12 protein-coding genes are annotated in these 17,765 nt (G+C 49.5%); 8 read left to right on the forward strand and 4 right to left on the reverse strand.

The window, feature by feature from the left end:
* Positions 1-9 precede the first annotated feature (9 nt).
* From hrpB to IEV98_RS13480, 3 genes are all read left to right on the forward strand, one after another.
* On the forward strand, positions 10-2,121 hold the full coding sequence (gene hrpB, locus IEV98_RS13470; protein ID WP_307726859.1) for an ATP-dependent helicase HrpB: 2,112 nt from the start codon (positions 10-12) through the stop codon (positions 2,119-2,121).
* Between the two features lie 155 nt (positions 2,122-2,276).
* Entirely contained in the window at positions 2,277-4,301 is a 2,025-nt protein-coding gene (locus IEV98_RS13475) for a M3 family metallopeptidase (protein ID WP_188506523.1), read from the forward strand.
* A gap of 173 nt (positions 4,302-4,474) precedes the next feature.
* Entirely contained in the window at positions 4,475-4,972 is a 498-nt protein-coding gene (locus IEV98_RS13480; RefSeq protein WP_229738751.1) for a hypothetical protein, read from the forward strand.
* Between the two features lie 8 nt (positions 4,973-4,980).
* Here the strand turns inward: IEV98_RS13480 and IEV98_RS13485 are convergent, their stop codons facing one another.
* Positions 4,981-6,315 (reverse strand): mechanosensitive ion channel family protein, encoded by a 1,335-nt coding sequence (locus IEV98_RS13485; RefSeq protein WP_188506524.1) that lies wholly within the window; start codon positions 6,313-6,315, stop codon positions 4,981-4,983.
* 244 nt (positions 6,316-6,559) lie between these two features.
* Between IEV98_RS13485 and gyrA the strand changes: the two genes are divergently transcribed.
* From gyrA to IEV98_RS13500, 3 genes are read left to right on the forward strand one after another with little or no spacing between them, the layout of a single operon-like run.
* A complete protein-coding gene (gene gyrA / locus IEV98_RS13490; RefSeq protein ID WP_188506525.1) occupies positions 6,560-9,124 on the forward strand; it encodes a DNA gyrase subunit A in 2,565 nt (854 codons plus the stop codon).
* Positions 9,027-10,232: a tetratricopeptide repeat protein gene (locus tag IEV98_RS13495; protein ID WP_188506526.1), complete on the forward strand. Its 1,206-nt coding sequence runs from the start codon at positions 9,027-9,029 to the stop codon at positions 10,230-10,232. Before gyrA ends, IEV98_RS13495 begins: the two co-directional genes overlap by 98 nt.
* 1 nt (position 10,233) lies before the next feature.
* Positions 10,234-11,409, forward strand: a complete 1,176-nt coding sequence (locus tag IEV98_RS13500; protein ID WP_229738752.1) for a tetratricopeptide repeat protein — start codon at positions 10,234-10,236, stop codon at positions 11,407-11,409.
* Between the two features lie 42 nt (positions 11,410-11,451).
* Here the strand turns inward: IEV98_RS13500 and IEV98_RS13505 are convergent, their stop codons facing one another.
* On the reverse strand, positions 11,452-12,480 hold the full coding sequence (locus IEV98_RS13505; RefSeq protein WP_188506527.1) for a quinone-dependent dihydroorotate dehydrogenase: 1,029 nt from the start codon (positions 12,478-12,480) through the stop codon (positions 11,452-11,454).
* 98 nt (positions 12,481-12,578) lie between these two features.
* Here IEV98_RS13505 and IEV98_RS13510 point away from each other — a divergent pair, with 98 nt between their 5' ends.
* A complete protein-coding gene (locus IEV98_RS13510) occupies positions 12,579-14,495 on the forward strand; it encodes an ABC-F family ATP-binding cassette domain-containing protein (RefSeq protein WP_188506528.1) in 1,917 nt (638 codons plus the stop codon).
* Positions 14,496-14,497: 2 nt separating this feature from the next.
* On the forward strand, positions 14,498-15,793 hold the full coding sequence (locus IEV98_RS13515; protein ID WP_229738753.1) for a type IX secretion system plug protein: 1,296 nt from the start codon (positions 14,498-14,500) through the stop codon (positions 15,791-15,793).
* On the opposite strand, the gene IEV98_RS13520 is transcribed toward IEV98_RS13515, so the two are convergent.
* Together IEV98_RS13520 and IEV98_RS13525 are read right to left on the reverse strand one after the other, a co-directional pair.
* A complete protein-coding gene (locus IEV98_RS13520; protein ID WP_188506529.1) occupies positions 15,783-16,631 on the reverse strand; it encodes an aminotransferase class IV in 849 nt (282 codons plus the stop codon). The two genes, IEV98_RS13515 and IEV98_RS13520, sit on opposite strands and share 11 nt — an antisense overlap.
* Positions 16,632-16,722: 91 nt before the next feature.
* A complete protein-coding gene (locus IEV98_RS13525) occupies positions 16,723-17,754 on the reverse strand; it encodes an RluA family pseudouridine synthase (RefSeq protein ID WP_188506530.1) in 1,032 nt (343 codons plus the stop codon).
* Between the last annotated feature and the right edge of the window lie 11 nt (positions 17,755-17,765).

Genomic DNA, 17,765 nt, shown 5'->3' on the forward strand with positions numbered 1-17,765 from the left:
GATGTCGGTATCGTCATCTTTGATGAGTTCCACGAGCGGCGGCTCCACACCGACCTTTCCCTTGTGCTTTGCCGCGAAAGCCAGCAGGTACTGCGCCCGGATCTACGGCTGCTGGTTATGTCGGCTACCTTGGATGCCACACCACTTGCCGCACTTCTCGACGCACCGGTTATAGCCAGTCAAGGGAGAATGTATCCTGTCGATATTGTCCATACCGAAGAGCCCCACCTCCGGGATCTACCCGGACAATGCGCCCGCACCATTATTCGGGCTTCCCGGGAAAAACAAGGGGATATCCTTGCGTTCCTACCTGGAGAGGCGGAGATACGGGCTTGTGTACAGCTGCTTCGTACGAATCCGACGGGTGCGGCCATACACCCCCTCTACGGACAATTATCGCTCGCTGAACAGCATGCGGCCATCCAGCCCGACAGCCACGGGCGGCGTAAAATTGTGCTGGCCACTTCCATTGCCGAAACGAGTCTTACCATTGAAGGCATCGCCATCGTGGTCGACAGCGGCTATACTCGCACCATGCTATTCGACCCACCCTCTGGCCTGTCGCGCCTCAAAACAGTGCGCATCTCGGGAGATGCGGCCGACCAGCGTACCGGCCGCGCGGGCCGGCTTGGACCGGGCACCTGCTACCGGATGTGGACAACAGCCACGGAACACCGCATGGCTGCCTATCGGACACCCGAAATCCTGGAATCCGATCTTACTCCGCTCGTGTTGGATGCGGCCAAGTGGGGAATAGCGGATCCATCGCAATTGGATTGGCTCACACCACCTCCGACCACTGCAATTGCCCAAGCCAGTAATGTACTGCATGACCTCGGCGCATTGATACAGCAGAAAATTACACCGCATGGTAGAGCGATCCACGCCTTGCCCTGTCATCCCCGTATCGCTCACATGCTTCTTGCTAGCAAGAGTTTAGGCATATCCGGCCTGGCTGCAGACGTTGCCGCTTTATTAGAAGAACGCGATCCGCTGGGCCGTGAGGCAGGCACAGACATCACCCTCCGCATCGAAATGCTGCGCAACCACCGAAAATATGGCAGATCTGGCAAGCGATTGGACAACATCGAGAAGATTGCACGATCGTATCGCAAATTGCTTGGCACAGCCGAAGACAACGGCATGTTACCCGCCTATTCCGCCGGTCGCTTATTGGCGTACGCTTATCCGGAGCGACTTGGTAAAGCCAAAGACGATGGTAGGGGAAGCTACCAACTGGCCAATGGAAAACGCGCCGCGGTACCACTCGATGATGAACTCGCCAACGAATCCTGGCTGGCCATTGCGCTGCTGGATGCACGAAACGGACTAGGCAAGGTGTTCCTCGCTGCGGCGGTTGACCCTGCCGACCTCTCTTCCTTTATCCAGGAAACACAACGCATAATATGGAATGCTCAAAAAGGGGCTGTAGTAGCCACCCGCGACCGCCGGATTGGCAGCATCATCCTGGAATCGTCTCCCCTCCCCGCACCTGACGAAACCGTCGTCATCAACGTGCTCTGTGGTGCGATACGTTCGGAAGGGCTGCAACTGCTCCACTTCACCGAAGCGGTAGAACAGTGGCAAAACCGCGTGCTTAGCCTCCGCCAATGGCGGCCCGACGAACACTGGCCCGACGTATCGACATCCACTCTTCTACAGCAGCCCGAGCAGTGGTTAGCCCCCTACCTACAAGGCATCCGCAAAGTTGACGAGCTAAAGAAACTCGATATATTGCATATGCTCACGCACAGCCTGCCCTACGAACAACAACTTACGTTAAGTCGCCTGGCACCCGCTACCCTACCCGTACCGAGTGGGTCTAGCATCAAACTTCGCTACTCTCCCCTTGGCGAGTTGCCAACATTAGCCGTCCGTTTACAGGAAGTTTTCGGTCTGCTGGATACCCCGCGGATAAATGATAACCAAATACCGGTAGTATTGCACCTACTTTCGCCGGGGTTCAAGCCAGTACAGGTTACCAAAGACCTTCGCAGCTTCTGGCAAACCACCTACTTCGAGGTCCGCAACGAGCTCAAACGGAGGTATCCCAAACATGCCTGGCCTGATGATCCGTTAGATGCCCAGGCAGTAAGAGGTGCAGTCAGGAGAGGTAAATAATTTGCTACTATAATGACGTTCGTCTTCAAATTCGACCGGTCGCTGCATACTGCTTTGAATGTTGTGGATAACGGTAAGATCCAGTGTATTTTTAGTAAATTTGGTCCGTTTTTAACCGCCGTCCGTTCGATTGACGGCCTAACTATTTCAGATCCATGGACAACCCCTTCTTAAAGCCATTTACCACCCCATTCGATTGTGTACCTTTCGAACTGATAAAAACCGAGCATTTCAAACCCGCCATCCTGCAATTAATAGCAGCGGCAAAGCAGGAGATTGACACCATCGCCGACAATCCGGATCCCGCGGATTTCGTCAACACCATTGCCGCAATGGACCGTGCTGGAAGACAGCTCAGTATCGCATCGGCAACATTCTTCAACCTTGATGCAGCAGAGACTACCGATGAAATCCAGCAACTTGCCCAGGAGCTATCTCCCATACTGGCGGAATACAGCAATGACATCATGCTCAATGAAAGGCTATTCCAACGCGTCAAACAGGTCCATGATGAAGTGGACACGGCCTCACTGAGCCCAGAGGAAACTCGGCTGTTAGACAAAACCTACAAAGGCTTTGCCCGGAATGGGGCGCTGTTGTCCGTAGAAAACAAAGATAAACTACGTGAAATCGACAAGCAATTGGCTACGCTTACGATGAAGTTTTCCCAGAACGTATTGCAGGAAACCAATGCCTACCAACTGCATATCAAAACGGAAGAGCAGCTGGCAGGTCTTCCCGAATCAATCCTTGCGGCGGCAAAGACTGCAGCTCAACAGCGCTACCTGGAAGGATGGGTGTTCACCCTCCATTTTCCCAGCTTCGTTCCCTTCATGAAGTATGCCGCAAACCGCGAACTGCGCAAGGAGCTTTATCTGGCCTCGGCCACACGCGCACTGAAAGATAATGAATATAACAACGAAGGTATCGTGCGGGATATCGTTGAATTACGCCACAGCCGTGCAAAATTGCTAGGATATGGCACACATGCTGACTTTGTTTTGCAGGAACGGATGGCCTCCTCTCCCACCATCGTATTGGATTTCTTGAAGAATCTGCTTGTCAAAGCCAAGCCACATGCGCAACAGGAAATAGTGCAGTTGAAAGCATTGGCTGCAAAAGACGGCGTCAGCGAAGTGATGCCTTACGACCATGCATACTATGCCGAAAAACTGCGCGAAGCGACGTTTGACCTATCTGAAGAAGCCCTGAAGCCCTATTTCCCCTTGCCACAGGTGCTAGAGGCCGCATTTGATGCCGCAAGCCGCCTATACGGACTGGTTTTTGAACTACGTAAGGATATCCCCAAATACCACGACGAGGTAGCCGTGTATGAGGTGTTGGAAAACGGTCGGCATAAGGCATTGCTGTATACGGACTGGCATCCCCGCGAAGGAAAGCGCGCCGGCGCTTGGATGACCTCCTATCGTGGTCAGTGGACGGAAGATAGCGGGCAAGTACGGCCGCATATCTCCATCGTATGCAACTTTTCCAGACCGGCAGGGGATATTCCTTCCCTGCTCACCTTCAATGAGGTGACCACGCTCTTCCACGAGTTTGGCCATGCATTGCATGGTATGCTTGCCGAGACCATCTACGAAAGCCTGTCCGGTACCAACGTCTATTGGGATTTCGTGGAACTTCCATCGCAGTTCATGGAAAACTACTGCTACGAAAAGGAATTTTTACGCGCCTTCGCACGGCACTACCAAACGGGCGAAGCCCTGCCGGAAACGGAAATCGATAAAATCGTGGCGGCTTCCAACTTTATGGAAGGTTATCAAACCATGCGCCAACTGAGCTTCGGCCTGCTGGACATGGCCTATCACACCGGCAAATTGGATGCAGGCACGGCAATCGAGCGCTTCGAGAAAGACATCGTTCACGAAACCCAGCTTTATCCCGATGTGCAGGGAACCGCACAAACGCCATCGTTTTCGCATATTTTCGCTGGCGGATACTCGGCGGGATACTATTCCTACAAATGGGCCGAAGTGCTGGATGCGGACGCATTTTCCTATTTCAAGGAAACCGGCATATTCAATCCGGATACAGCGGCGAAATTCAAGATATTGCTGGCCAGCGGCGGCACCGTGGACCCCATGGAACTTTATATCCAATTCAGGGGCCGCAAACCCGAACCGGAGGCGCTGTTGAAACGAGCGGGTTTGATCGGATAAGGATAAACCCTCAGCTTTTTTACCTGGATTAAGAGCAGTTTACAAGCCGTCAGGACACGCTTTGGCCCGCAGTAAAAGTGCGTAGATCGGGGCAGTTGGGACCGTGGCAGGAATCCTGAGGAGATTATTTCGGGTTTTTTCTGTACTTTTGCCGCCGTATTCGAATTGAAATCATGAACGAACGCACCAAGCGGATTTTCCTTGCCATCTGTATCATCGTACCTTTTCTGTTGTATTGCTTTTACTATTACAGCCAAATGTTCAAAAACGCACCCTTCCGATTTGCGGACTTCGAATCGATTGTACTTAAATACGGTGAGGGCGATAGCTTGGTCAATCAATTCGATTCCAAAACAGGGCGTTATCAATTTTTGAACATGCAGGATTCACTTGTGGTGGATACCATCCGGCTCCGCAAGGACGATTTCCAATACCTCCATGGTAAGGCGACCCAGCTGGGCTTCTGGAACCTCCCTGATGACATGACCTCGGATGACACCACCGAAAAACGTCAAGCAGCTCGTTTCTACCTCCGGTATAACTACAAGGAAAAAAGCAAGGAAGTCACGCTCGACGCCGACTTCAACGGAAACACCAAGATGCGCGATGCCGCCAAATCGATCATGGATGAAGCGATGCGGGTCATAAGCGACGCGCGCGACCGCCAATAATCGCCATGCTAACCCTCGCTTTGCCGCACCTGTAAGCCAACACCTCCTTTTGAATTCCCGGAAGATAGGCCCAAACTGCGGATATCATCAGATGCAGGAGCTTCGAATACTTCCAATTTAAAGTACTTAATCGCCGAAAGGAGGTGATCAAAGATGTCCGACATGATATCTTCATATACAGCCCATCGGGTATCCGATGTAAACATGTACAGCTCGATTGGCAATCCATGCTCCGTAGGCTGCAACTGCCGCACAAGCATAGTCATATCCTTTCTTATTTTGGGATGGTGTTGGGTATACCGGTTAATATATTGCCGGAACAATCCTAGATTCGTCATATTGCGCCCATTTACCGGCATCGACCGGTCGGCTTGCGTCTCCATATTGTACTTATCGATTTCTGCCTGCCGTTCAACAATATAAGGAGCAAGCAATTGGATTTTCTTCAATTGCTCGATTTCCTCCGAGGTCAGGTATCGGGCGGATGAAATCTTGATGTTGATTGACCGCTTTATTCTGCGCCCCCCAGCGTTTTGCATACCCCTCCAATTTTTGAAGGAATCGCTGATGAGGAGATAAGTTGGCACCGTAGTGATTGTCTTGTCCCAATTCTGAATCTTAACGGTGTTGAGATTGATCTCGATGACATCGCCATCGGCGCCATATTTGGGCATCTCAATCCAATCACCCACACGTACCATGTCGTTGGTAGACACCTGTATACTCGCTACGAACCCCATGATCGTATCTTTGAACACTAAGAGCAGGATTGCAGACGCAGCGCCAAGCGCTCCCAAGAATGCCCAGGGCGATTTACCCGTGACCATCGAAAAGACGATAACACCCGCGATAAAAAACATGAAAATGTTGATTACTTGCAAGTAGCTATCCAACGGCTTGTCTTGAAATCCGCGTTTCGTGCGAAGGTGATCGCGCACCGACCTGAAAAGCGCACGGATTAGCATAATCCATCCAAAGACCAATAGGATGTCGACAAACTTCCGTACCGGAGCGATCCACGTTGGAAATCCTGAAAAAACAATTGGAATGAAATAGATGGAAATAATTAGCGGAATGAGGCGAGCAAAATGAACCAACGCTTTATTGCTCACCAGGTAATCATCAAACTTAATGGTAGATTTGCTGGCAACGGAAGTTAGGATATTGACCAGCACCTTACGGACGATAAAATCAACAAGTCCTAGCAAAATCAGCAATAGGCCCAAAAGTACAAATAGATTAATCAGGTTCGCCTGCTCAGCAGACACTCCCCATTCAATAAGTTTATCATAGGTCCATTGGTAAATCGGGCTTGATGAATCGGTAATCGTACGTATATTCATGATCGGCTAAATAAATTATCGGATTGCAAAAAAGACGAAATAAGTGGGCTACAAAGGTAGGTATTCTCAAGAGATTTCAAAATCCGACAGGTCGGTGATTGGTGATCACCGGCCGCTGATCATCAATTACCGACGCCCAAAAAACATTATAGAATGACTTAAAAATTTCGTAATTTCGCATGCGCAATAAGCTGCTCTGCAATATTCTTGTTGTGCTTTTTTGATTAAGAACTGAAAACGTATAATGGCTGAAGAAACAGAAAACGGCAACAACCTCGTTCCGGCGAACGACCGGATCATTCCCATCAACATCGAAGACCAAATGAAATCGGCATACATTGACTACTCAATGTCTGTCATCGTATCCCGCGCATTACCAGATGTACGGGATGGGTTGAAACCCGTTCATCGCCGTGTTTTGTACGGCATGCTTGATTTGGGTGTAACCAGCGGAAAACCCTACAAGAAATCGGCACGTATCGTGGGCGATGTGTTGGGGAAATACCACCCCCATGGCGATTCATCGGTATACGACACCATGGTGCGTATGGCGCAGGAATGGAGTTTGCGATACCCCCTGGTGGACGGACAGGGAAACTACGGCTCTGTTGACGGGGACCCTCCAGCAGCCATGCGGTATACGGAGGCACGGTTGAAAAAAATTGCCGAGGAACTGCTATCGGACATCAATAAAGACACGATTGACTACCAACTGAACTTCGACGACTCGCTCGAAGAGCCCACAGTGCTTCCCACCCGTATCCCCAACTTGCTTGTCAACGGCTCGTCGGGTATCGCTGTCGGTATGGCTACCAATATGGCGCCCCATAACCTATCGGAAGTGGTGGATGGCATCGTTGCTTACATCGACAACCGCGATATCGAAATTACCGAGTTGATGCAGCATATCAAAGCACCCGACTTCCCTACAGGCGCCATTATCTATGGTTATGCGGGCGTTCAGGAAGCCTTCCATACCGGCCGTGGCCGTATCGTTATGCGCGCAAAAGCTGAAATCGAAACCACAAAGAGTGGCCGGGAGCAAATTATCGTCACTGAAATCCCCTACCAAGTCAATAAATCAGAAATGATCAAACGGACAGCCGATTTGGTCAACGATAAAAAACTGGAAGGAATTTCCGAAATACGCGACGAGTCCGATCGGCACGGAATGCGCATTGTGTATGATATTAAACGGGACGGCAACGCATCGATCATACTCAATAATCTGTATAAGTATACAGCGCTACAGACCTCATTCAGCGTAAACAATATTGCCTTGGTTCATGGTCGGCCCATGATGCTCAACCTCAAGGACATGATTTACCATTTCGTGGAACACCGCCACGAAGTGGTCATACGCCGCACCAAATTCGAACTGGCGGAAGCCGAGAAAAGAGCGCATATCCTGGAAGGATTACTCATAGCACTCGACCATCTTGATGAAGTGATCCGACTTATCCGGGCGTCTCAGACACCGGATGACGCACGCGTGGGATTGATGGAAAAATTCGGACTTTCCGATATCCAAGCCCGGGCTATCCTTGATATGACCTTGCGTCGCCTCACCGGACTCGAACGCGACAAAATCAAAGAGGAATATGCCGAACTGATGAAAACCATCGACTATTTGAAATCTGTACTCGCAGATGAAAGCCTCCGGATGAAAATCATCAAAGATGAATTGTTGGAAGTAAAGGAAAAATATGGCGATGAACGCCGCTCATCCATCGTGCATTCTGCAGAAGATATGCGAATGGAAGATTTCATCGAGGACGAAGAAATTGTCATTACGATTTCACACGAAAGCTATGTAAAACGCACCCCCCTAAGTGAATACCGGCGACAGGGCCGCGGCGGAAAAGGTGCATTGGGCAGCAATACCCGTGAGGAAGACTTCACCGAACATATCATTACGGCGTCGGCCCATAATTACATGTTATTCTTCACTGAAGCGGGGCGCTGTTTCTGGCTTCGGGCATTTGAAATCCCTGAAGGCAGCCGTACCTCGCGGGGCCGGGCGATACAAAATATCATCAATATCCCCAAGGAAGAGAAAATCAAGGCGTATATCAAGGTGAAGAACCTCAAGGACCAGGAATACCTTGAGAATAATTTCATCATCATGTGTACAAAACGGGGCACCATCAAAAAGACGTCATTGGAGGCTTATTCCCGCCCACGGGCCAACGGCATCAATGCCATCAACATCAATGACGGCGATCAACTGCTGGAAGCATGCCTTACCGATGGAAACAGCGAAATCGTTATGGCGTTAAGGTCAGGAAGGGCTATCCGATTCAATGAATCTACGGTACGCCCAATGGGACGTACCGCCACGGGTGTCCGCGGGGTTACACTGGCCGGCCCCGATGACGAGGTAGTTGGCATGATTAGTGTTAATAATTACGAAACCACAGTGCTGGTCGTCTCCGAAAAAGGCTATGGAAAGCGAACGGATATTGAGGATTACCGGGTAACCAACCGCGGTGGCAAGGGAGTCAAAACCATCAATGTCACGGATAAGACCGGTAAATTAGTGGCCATTAAGGACGTAACCGATAATGACGACCTGATGATCATCAATAAATCCGGTATCGTGATCCGGATTGCTACGAGTGAATTGCGGGTAATGGGAAGAGCTACCCAGGGAGTGCGGCTGATTAACCTGAAAGGCGACGATGAAATCGCATCGATAGCCAAGGTGGAGCATGAAGAAGACGAGGTCATTGAAGAAAACCAAGAAAGCAGTGAGAATACCGATGAAAGCAACGATGCAACGAATGAATCGACCCAGTCGGAAGAATAGCCTGAAAGCGGCAATTTTAATGGCGGTAATGCTAGTAATAGGCACGTCGCCCGTACTTGCCCAATCCAATCTCAAGGAGGGTAACAATAATTTTGCGCTATACACGAAATCGAAGGATTTCAAACACCTGGAGGCTGCACGGAAGTTTGCCGATGAGGCGTTCAAAACGAAAAGGGACTCGACGAACTTCAGGAACATTCTCCTACGAGGTCTCGTTTATAGTACCCTAGCGGTGGTCGACTCTAATCGTACGCAAGCCTATGCCATGGATCCTACCAGTATCGCATTGTCCGCACTTAAGCGATTGACCAACAGGCCGGTGAACTACGAAGATCAGCCTCAGATCGATTACATCAAGCGGTCGTTGGCAAATGCTTACTTAATCAAGGCCAACAGGGCGGTCGCCAAAGCGAATTATGAAGAAGCATTTCATCAATACCATAAGGTGGATTCTATCAGCGGCTCTGCCATCGACGTCAAACACAACCTCGCGGTGTTAAGCACGAAAATCGGCAGCGACGAAGAGGCCATTAAGCGCTATCAGGCTTTTACCCGCCAACAAGAGACCTCCTCCCCCATTTATATCCTCGAGCTCGCCGAACTTTACCGGAAAAAGGGAGATAATAGGGAAATGCTTAACACGTTACTAGCCGGAAGGGAGCAGTTCCCCGAAAGCAAGGAAATCCTGTTTACGTTAATCAATACCTACATGGCCAATGAAACCTATTCGGCCATTGTACCGCTGGCGGATGAGGCGATTGGCCATGAACCTGAGAATGTAGGCTTGAACTACATTGCTGGCTATGCCAATGAGATGGAAGGCAACGATAGCGCGGCGAAGCGATTCTATGAAAAAGTGATCAGTCTCGATGCAAACAACTTCGAAGGCAATTTAGAGCTTGGCCTCTTGCATTTAAAGGCATACATAGCCAACCCAGCCGACGAAGAAAGGCAAAACAAAGCGCAAGAATATTTGTTGAAAGCAAATCAGATCCAACCCTCCGAGGTAAACACATTGAAATCCCTCGCGGTACTGTATAGTCAATCTGGCGACGTTATCCAATTGGAACGAGTAAATAACATATTAAATCAACTCACAATAAACTAAGATGATGAAAGTGAAATCCATTTTATTAGGTGTGCTGGTTCTTACCTCATCAGCCGCAATTTCTCAAACCAGTAACCTGAGGAAGGCAAAAGCCAGTTACGATAAATTCAATGAGGTAAAATCCATAGGGAATGCAACCTTAGGTATCAGCGATTTGAATACCGCAAAGGAAGCGCTGGAAAAAGCCATCGAACACGAGAAAACGATGGAGCTGGCTGAGACCTGGACGTACTATGCATTGGTAAATGCCGATCTGGCGCTGGTCGATTCCACAGAGGCTTCGGAAGGTTACATCCAAAAAGCGATCGAAGCTCGGGAAAAGGCGATAAGCCTCGATAAAGAAAAGGAAAACGAACAAAACCTAAGCATTCTCAATTCTATTTTAGCACAGCACGAACTGAACAAAGGTGTAAAAGCGTGGGATAGCCAAGATTTCGAGACGGCTTACAGCGCTTTTGACAAGGGACTGACTTACCTTCCTGGGGATACGACGCTATTGTATTATTCGGGTCTGGCGGCTGTAAACTCGCAGCATTACGATAAAGCGTTGGCTAAATATGTGGAGCTCGTGCCCATCGATAGCTTCTCCAATAACAAGCAAATCATATTGGACGTATCGCGTCTTTATCTGATGCAAGGCGACACGACCAATGCCATCAAGTATGCCGAGTTGGGAGCAAACAAATACCCGGAAGACGGTGAGCTGGCCACCCAAAACATCGAATTGAATCTCATGGCTGGTAACGAAGACAAGATCATCACGACCATTACCGAGCAAGTGGCGAAAGAACCCGACAACAAGAACCTGCACTATTATCTGGGAATCGCATACAGCGAAACCGGCGATTTGGAGAAAGCCGAAGCAGCCTATAAAAAAGCACTGGAGATTGACCCGAATTACCTGGATGCCAACATTAATCTCGGGGGGCTGATTTTGAATAAAGGGATAGACCTGTTTAATAAGACGAACAATGCAAACCTGCCCCAGGCGGAATACGATAAGGAAATTCAGAAAGCCTATGGCATATTCGATTCCGCATTGCCGTATCTGGAAAAAGCGGTAGAAGCGGATGGAAGTTCCTTTTTGGCTCTAAGTAACCTTAAGAAATATTATGAAATTAAGGAAGACGACGCTAAAATAAAAGAATTGCAGGCCCGCATAGATGCACTGCAATAGGCTCGCTTAGCTTGAATATACACGTAGCCCACCGATTGGAAATCAACGGTGGGCTATTTTTTTGCAAATGCGCTTCACCAAGCCTGGTCCTTCGTAAATAAAGCCGGTATACAGCTGCACCAGTGCAGCCCCGGCATCGAGCTTTTCTAGGGCATCCTCTGGGGAATGAATCCCTCCCACGCCGATAATTGGAAATGCTCGATTCGATTTCGTTGTCAGATACCGGATCACTTCGGTAGCACGTTTGGCCAGCGGCTTTCCACTTAGCCCGCCAGCCTCCGAAGCGCATCGCTGGTTACTCTGCAGCCCCTCCCGGCTTATCGTCGTATTGGTCGCGATTACCCCAGCAATGTTGGTGTCACTGACAATCGCAATAATATCGTCCAATTGACTGTCCGTCAGATCGGGAGCGATTTTCAAGAGAATGGGTCTGGAAATCCCCCCCTTCCTATTACGCTGCTGCAAGGTGTTCAGGATATGTGTTAACGGCTCTCTTTCCTGTAGCGCACGTAGCCCCGGTGTGTTTGGGGAGCTCACATTAACCACAAAATAATCCACGACATCAAACAACGCATCGAAACACTTGATGTAATCGCTTACCGCATCTTCGTTGGGCGTTGATTTATTCTTTCCGATATTCCCCCCGATGAGAAACTGGTGGCGGTCTTTCAGTTGGCGCAGCCGTGTCGCCGCGACATCGACACCTTGATTATTGAATCCCATCCGATTGATCAATGCGTGGTCATCCACCAACCGGAACAGACGCGGTCGATCATTCCCCGGCTGCGGCCGTGGTGTCACGGTGCCAATTTCGATGAAACCAAACCCCAAAGCGGCCATTTCTTCCACATAGTCAGCATTTTTATCGAAGCCGGCGGCCAATCCTACCGGATTCCTGAATTTCAATCCGAACACTTCGCGTTCGAGATTGGTGTGGTCATAACCATACACGGATCTAAGTAGCCGTTTGCCACCCCATAGTTTACAACATGATTTCAATCCGCCTGATACGATACCGTGGGCGGTCTCCGGATCGAGGGAAAACAGTAAAGGCTTTACCAATTTATACATGGCACAAAGGTAGCTTTTTTGACTATAGATTTGAGTTGTTAGATTTGAAGTGCTACCTACTAAGTACTAAGTACTATTTTACTACCTTTGCATCCGGAATGATTGCAATAAATAACCTGACATTTGAGATAGGATCGCGTGCACTGTACGACGAAGCTAATTGGCATATTAAGCCGGGCGATAAAACTGGGTTGATCGGGGCCAATGGAACCGGAAAAACGACGCTATTGAAACTGATCGTTGGTGATTATTCACCGACATCCGGTACCATTTCGATGGCAAAGGACCTCAAAATCGGTTACCTGAACCAGGATCTGCTTTCCTATCAGTCCAATAAGAGTATTTTGCATGTGGCTATGGAGGCGTTTGAGCGCCAAAACCAACTGCATACCGAAATCGAACAGCTACTAAAGAAGCTGGAAACGGATTATTCAGACGATATCATCCAGAAACTAAGCGATAAACAGACAGAATTCGAGGCGTTGGATGGATACAGCATTGAATATCGAGCGCATGAAATCCTTGCAGGATTAGGCTTTAGTGACAATGACCAAAAACGACAGTTATCCGAGTTTTCAGGCGGGTGGCGGATGCGCGTGATGTTAGCCCGTATACTCCTACAGGCACCCGACATCCTGCTGCTCGATGAGCCCACCAACCATCTTGACCTGCCTTCCATCAAATGGTTGGAAAGCTATTTGCAAGCGTTCGAAGGGGCCATTATCATCGTATCGCACGACCGGTATTTCCTCGATCGTGTGGTTACCAGCATTGTCGAGTCCAAGCGCGGTAAATTGGTACAATATGCAGGAAACTACAGTTTTTACTTAGAGGAAAAGACCCTGCGCGAGGAAATACAGGGCAATCAATTTAAAAACCAGCAAGCGAAGATCAAACAGGAAGAGCGACTCATCGAGCGCTTCCGTGCGAAAGCGAGCAAGGCCAAGATGGTCCAATCGCGGATAAAGGCCCTGGAGCGTATGGAGAAGGTGGACGACGTGGATGACTACAACCCCTCGGTTAACTTCCGCTTCAAGTTCAGCAAGCAGTCGGGCCGCCATGTGGTTCGCCTGGAAAATGTAAGCAAATCGTACCCCGGTATCCCTATCCTGGATAGCACGGATGCCATCATCGAAAAAGGTGACAAAATAGCGCTCATCGGTGCCAATGGAAAAGGCAAATCAACCTTATTGCGCATTGTTGCCCAAGCCGATAGCGGATTCACAGGCGAATGCGAGACCGGTCATAACGTAACGCAGACCTTCTTTGCCCAACACCAATTGGAGGCATTGCATCTAGACAACGAAATCATACGCGAGTTACAGCTTTTTGCACCCAAGCACACGGAAACGGAATTGCGTTCCATCCTGGGGTGCTTCCTCTTCACCGGCGACGACGCCTTCAAAAAAATACGGGTACTGTCGGGTGGCGAGAAATCGCGGGTAGCTTTGGCAAAAGCCCTCACCGCCGATGCCAATTTTCTGGTATTGGATGAGCCCACCAACCACCTCGATATCCAGTCGGTCAATATCCTCATCCAAGCGCTTACGCAGTTTGAGGGCACTTTCATTGTCGTTTCCCACGACCGCTACTTGCTGGATAATGTGGCCAATAAGATTTGGTATATCGAAGACCAGAAAATCAAACAGTATCCTGGCACCTATCAAGAATACGAAGAGTGGCAAGCCAAGCGAGTCGTGACGGCTCCGGCCAAGGCCAAGGAAACAAAATCTGCCAAGCAAGAACCAAAGCAGGCCGCCCCGAAAAAGACGGACGACAAAGAGCGCCAGACAAAAAAACTCAACAAGGAGCTAGAAGGCATCGAACAACGTATCGCGACAGTAGAACAGGCGATGAAAGACGCAGAATTACTGATGGCCTTGGAAAGCACCTATGCGGACAAGACTAAACTGGACGAGGCGTCTCGTCACTACGAGACACTGAAAAAAGAACTTCAGGTATTGCAGAATCAGTGGGAAAACTTGGCGGAGGAAATCATGACCCTGGAAGCGTAAGTATGATCAAGAAAACCATCATACTCGTATTATTCGTTCACTTCGGGCTTGGCCTGATGGCGCAGAAGCAGAAACGGAAACGAGTTGTTCGGGAACGCAGCCCGCAACAGGAATTGGTGTACGATAACCTGAATTACCTACCTGTCATCAAGACAGTCCAGTTTTACCCGGTCGACCTGGAAAATGCGTTACCTGTCATCGAGCTGCATAGCGATGACCAGCTCTTGCTCGCATTCGACGATCTGCGGGGCGATGTACGCAACTTTTACTTTAATATTGAACATTGCGATGCTCATTGGGAACCGAGCAGGCTCTCGCCCCTGGAATATGCCGAAGGGTTTAACGAAGACCGCATGATGGATTACCGTACATCGGTAAACACCTTGCAACCCTACACCCATTATAAAGTGACCTTTCCCACCAACAATGTACGGCCCAAGCTCGCTGGAAATTACTTATTAAAAGTCTACGAGGATGCAGATAAAAACCGCTTGGTAATCAGTAGACGCTTCTACGTGCTTGCTCCGCTGATGATGGTCTCGCCGCAACTCGTGCCTTCAGTTGATGTTGCAAAGCGAGGCAGCAACCAAAAGTTGAACCTCAAAGTCAACACCGGCGGACTCACCGTCAGCAACCCCTACCAGGATGTCAGTGTGCTGGTGATGCAAAACCAGCGGCCCGACATCCAGCAATGGCTCACTACGCCACTGTTCGTAAACGACAACGAACTGACTTATAACGACAACAAAACCCTCGATTTCGGTGGCGGCAACGAGTTTCGGTACATCGACTTGCGTAGTCTGCGCTTGGCGTCGGAACGGGTAGCCAACATCCGTTTGGACAGTGCGGCATGGGTAGATCTGATTCCAGACAAGAATTATAAGGATGCGTCTTACGCCTCGGTATTTGACGAAAACGGAAACTTCTTTGTTCGCAATCAGGATAAGGCCGATGCCGACACCGAATCAGACTATGTATGGGTCACGTTTTCCCTGCAAAGCGATGCCAAAACAGATGGATCGGTGTATGTAGTCGGCCGTTTTAATGATTACGTCCGCGGAAAAGCCAGCCAAATGGCTTACGATGCCGCCCAGAAAAGGTGGCAATGCACCATCCTCTTGAAACAGGGATTATATGATTATGAGTATGTCCATGTTGATCCATCAAACACGGTAGACGTTTCGTTTTCCAGCGGCAATCATTTCGAAACGAACAACACCTATCAAATCCTGGTGTATAACCGACGCCAGGGCACAACATGGGATGAGTTAGTGGGCTATACGGAAATCAACAATTAACCAATGCCAGCTTCTCCTGCAGCATACGCGATATCCGATTAAAATAACGCTTTTGCTTATAGCCCATCACCCATTGCACGCCATGGATCGCATTCGTATGGAATATTTCGTCCGCTTCGTTTAGGATATCCGGACTGATCTGTGCCTCGATGACCTCGAGCCCGTTATCCAAGGCCACTTCAATCGCCATTTTGCGCATCACCCCATCTATACACCCCTCGCTGATAGCTGGCGTATAGAGCTTTTTTCCGTACCAAACAAACACATTCGACGTAAGCGATTCGCAAAGGAACCCCTCCTGGTTCAAGATCAATACATCATCCAATCCCCTTTTTGTACGGTATAATCCGGCCATTACATAGACCAGCGCATTTCCCGACTTCAATTTTGACAGCTCGCTGTAGGGCTTCCGGAATTCCGTATACACATCCACGATCAACCCGATTTTCCGGTGCTTCACCTCATCGGGATCAAGCTTGGATACACTCATCACGTAGCCCGCTTTGTTCTGTTGCGGACTGTATAACCCGCCGCCCTTCCGGTAGACCTGTAGCCGTATGCGTACGTGCTGGTTTTCCAACCCATTCCTGCTGATCAGTGCCGTGGCACGGGAGCGGATAAATTGCTCGTCGAAGGCAGCTGCATTTTCCAATTGTAACATCCGCATCCCTTCCTGGAGCCGCGCCACGTGATGCGGCAAAAACCGGATGTCCCCATCCATCCACCTCATCGTCTCAAACAGCCCATCGCCATACCGAAACCCCCTATTATCTACGGTCAGTACGGTTTCCTGTTCAGGTATAAAATCACTATTAAAATCAATAAAATGTACCGGCATTCACTCCATCTTTTAAATTGGAACCACTCAGGATTTCCAACACATTAATCCTTCTATTTTTCTTCCGTCACTCCGTCCAGCATATCCCCTGTCATTTTTCGGACGTATACCCCCGCCATTTTTCTAAACATAAACGGAAATCATCCGGTAATGGTGTACTGAACTCCATTTTTTTCTTCGTCGTCGGATGCACAAACCCGAGGTTTTGGGCATGAAGGGCCTGCCTTGGCAGCAACGCGAAGCAATTTTCGACAAACTGCTTGTATTTGCTGAATACCGTACCCTTTAAGATACGGTCTCCGCCGTATACCGAGTCGCTGAATAACGGATGGCCGATCGACTGCATGTGGGCGCGGATCTGGTGGGTACGACCGGTCTCCAATTGGCATTCGACCAAGGTTACGTAACCCAACCGTTCCAATACCCGGTAGTGTGTCACCGACCATTTCCCCTTCTCCGGATCGTCGTAGACGGCCATCACCCTGCGGTCCTTCACACTACGGCCGATATATCCGGTAACAGTGCCCTCCGCTTCGGCAATGTCGCCCCAAACCAATGCTATATACTTGCGCAATATGCTGTGGTCAAAAAACTGCTTAGCCAAGTAGGTTAGTGCCCATTCGCTTTTACCGACCACCAACAGACCGCTAGTATCCTTATCTATCCGATGCACCAGTCCCGGCCGGCCGTCATTGCCCGGCAGTTGAGGCAAATTGGCGAAGTGGTACGCCAATGCATTCACCAAGGTGGCCGTATAGTTATTGTAGCCTGGGTGCACCACCATACCTGCCGGCTTATTCACAACAAGTAGCACATCATCTTCATACGGGATGTCCAACGGGATATTCTCCGGATAAATTTCGGTATCACGGGGCGGATGGGGCAGCACCACCGAGATCGTATCCAAAGGCTTCACCTTATAGCTCGCCTTTATCAGCTGCCCATTCACCAGTACCGTCCCGGCGGCTACAGCATTTTGGATACGGTTGCGGGATGCGTTTTCTACCCTGTTCATCAAGAACTTATCGATTCGAAGCAACGCTTGCCCCTTATCCACGACAATACGTAGATGCTCGTATAAATCCTGCTCGTCTGATTCCAGCAATTCCAACTCATCTGCCATGGCGCAAACTT

It is taken from the genome of Parapedobacter pyrenivorans, assembly GCF_014636865.1.
Classification (GTDB): Bacteria; Bacteroidota; Bacteroidia; order Sphingobacteriales; family Sphingobacteriaceae; genus Parapedobacter; species Parapedobacter pyrenivorans.